The sequence below is a fragment of the Deinococcus murrayi DSM 11303 genome (assembly GCF_000482805.1).
GTDB classification, from domain to species: domain Bacteria; phylum Deinococcota; class Deinococci; order Deinococcales; family Deinococcaceae; genus Deinococcus; species Deinococcus murrayi.
In genome coordinates, this window is record NZ_AXWT01000054.1 from 1 (window position 1) to 2,583 (window position 2,583).

At 64.5% G+C, this 2,583-nt stretch carries 1 protein-coding gene; it reads right to left on the minus strand.

Going from position 1 to position 2,583, the window contains the following annotated elements; all coding sequences use genetic code 11:
* Positions 1 to 6: 6 nt before the first annotated feature.
* Positions 7 to 2,262 carry a Tn3 family transposase gene (locus tag H565_RS14935; RefSeq protein WP_051363514.1) on the minus strand — a complete coding sequence of 752 codons (2,256 nt, stop codon included), beginning with the start codon at positions 2,260 to 2,262 and terminating at the stop codon, positions 7 to 9.
* Positions 2,263 to 2,583 lie beyond the last annotated feature (321 nt).

Sequence of the window (2,583 nt, forward strand, 5' to 3'; positions counted from 1 at the left end):
GGGTTTTCATAGAGGTCGCCTCACTTTCCAGCCTAGGGCTGGGGGCGAGCCTGAGTCTCTAGTCCTGACCGTCCAGTTTTCGGGGAGCAGACCACTGGCACGTCTTTCGACGTGCCAGTAGATCATCACCCCGTCCCCGCCGTACCGGATGGACCGCTGCGTCCGCAGGTTCCCGTCCCAGGCAGCGTACTTCTTGGCATCACTGGCACAACTGGTGGTCCCCTCACCCCAGATGTCCGGGCGGCGCGCGGCCAGCGTAGCGTTCACGACTGCGGCGTTCGCCGCCCGCAGCGCGTCGCGGTGGATGTAGTGCCGCCGGACGTACTTCAGGTCCGAGTACCCGACCCCGTCCTGCCCGGCGGCTACCCGCTTCAAACCGGTATTCGTTCCCAGGCCGTACAGGCACAGCAGCAACCGCTGCTGGAGCTGATCACGCGGCATGTTCTCGCGGGTCATGAAGCTCTTGAAGTGCGGGGTAATCCCCGCACGCCGGTCCACCTCAACCAGAACGTCGAGCAACTGGGTGTTCCAGAACTGCCGCCCCACCTCACCCTTCAAGGTGTCGTAGAAGGGCGGGTCCGGCTGCCGGGTCAGGGGCGTAACCACGAAGCGGCCCCCGTCCCGCGTGACCACCCGCACGCCGGTATTCTTCGGCAGGCCGTCGTGCAGCATCACCAGAGCGTCCTTGAGCTGCTGCTCCAGGCCCAGCACGAAGGTATCCACCTCCTGCGGCTGTCTCAGCGCCTGGAAGTAACTTTCCTTACGCGCCTCGAAGTCCTGGGGCAGGTCCTTGTCGGGGTCACGGTACTTGTCGGCTCCCACGACCCAGATTTCACGGGAATGCAGAGCGTCCCGCAGCGCGGACAGGACGCACAGCTCGTAGTTCACGCGGTTGACGCGCGTTCCACCATCCGGTCCCCGTTCCAGAATCAGGTCACGGATGTTGCGGTCGATCACGCCACCGACCGGGATGTGCTCCTCGGACGGGTAAATCTTCGCGTTGCTGTCCACATACCGCCCCAGCAGGCCCAGGGCGTCGATCACCGGCTGGTGCCGGTGATTGTTGGACCGGAACGACAGTTCGGTGAGCAGCCAGGGGATCATCCGGCGGTAGTGGCTGCGGTAGGTGCTGCGCACGAGGGTGTGGACCTGCTGCCGGAAGCCTCCCTTCTCCTTGTACTCGCGCAGCAAATCACGCAGGGTCTGCTCGTCCACCACGGGGAACAGCACCTCGCGTACCGTGCCGTCGGGATTCCCCAGCGCGGCCTCCAGCAACCGCTCCAGAATGCGGTCCTTGTTGTGGACCCGCCTGAACTCGGCCACGAAGTTGCGCTCGACCCGCCGCTCGGCTTTGACATTGATGTGGTGAACCATGTCCATCAGGTGCGTCACCAGGGTGTCGGTCAGTTCGGCGGCACGCGCAGTACAGAAGGCGGCCAGCAGCGTGAGGCGCACAGGCGGACTCTGTGCCCGGAAGTGACTGGGGGACTCGTTGGAGGCCCGCTCGCTGTAACGGGTCAGGACGTGGGGGGCCACGTCCGCGAAAAGCGGTTGGGGGAGCTTCAGTCGACGAAGCAGGCGCAGCCTCTCGATCTGCTCTTCCACGCTCTCCACGCCGCGTTTCTCGGAGTTGGTCCGCAGGTTTTGCAGTACTGAACCACGAGGGCCAAGGCCCTCGTGGTCTTCCGGCTGGTCTTCCTCCAGCGTCGTCGGCCTCAGCAGCGCCTCCAGCCCTGCCCGGTGATCGGTGCTCAAACGGTCGTGGATGGTCTGGCACAGGCGCAGGTCATAGTGCCGTTCCGCCGCGTCCACGAACCGCTGGAGCCGCCCGGGGCTGGGCGGCTCGATACCGTTCTCGCGGAGCCAGCGCAGAGCAGCTTCGGTCACAGCGCCGGAGCGTGCCTCGTTCGGAACAACGGACTGGCTCAGCCAGTCCGTCAGCGTCCCGGCATCCTCGTTCGTGAACTCGCGGAACCCACAGAATGCCCGGATGTCCTGGCGCTGGTAGCTGCTGTTGCGGCTGCGCCAGTTGAACGCCCGGTACTCGTCGGTCGCCACGCCCACCTGCTGGGCGACGTACTCGACGGCGGCTTCCGGCACCTCATGGGTGTTGTAGGGAAACCGGCCCTCGTGCTGGAAGGCCTTGAGCATGACGGCGAAGCCCAGACGGGTGGGGCCAGTTTTGTTGCGCAGAAGGTCGGTCTCGGTGGGCAGCAGCGTCCAGGTGTCGATGAGTTCGTCGATGGTCCAGCGCTGCTGCATGGAGGCTCCCTGAAAAAGTGCCGGGAATTGGCAGTGGCGGTACTTCCCTGTCGATGTCAGGTGCTGCGACACGTACTGTGCAGGCAGCACCTGCCCATAACTTTGCCGGAAATGCCAGTGCCAGAGTGCAAACCGGTACTTCTGCGGCTCCTCATTCCAGTTGCCGCAATGCGGGAATGAGGAGACTCCCCAGAGCGACAGCTACGAGGAGGACGCCAGCAGCCATGACTCAGGAGTTGCACCTGAATAGGTAGCGAAAAAGCGCTCCCAGACGCGAGAATCTGGGGATGTCGAATTCGCAGATTCTGGGGGAGCGCGCCC

Excerpts from the sequence above, each read along its gene's own strand:
- H565_RS14935 (WP_051363514.1), bottom strand. The coding sequence starts at position 2,262 with ATGCAGCAGCGCTGGACCATCGACGAACTCATCGACACCTGGACGCTG.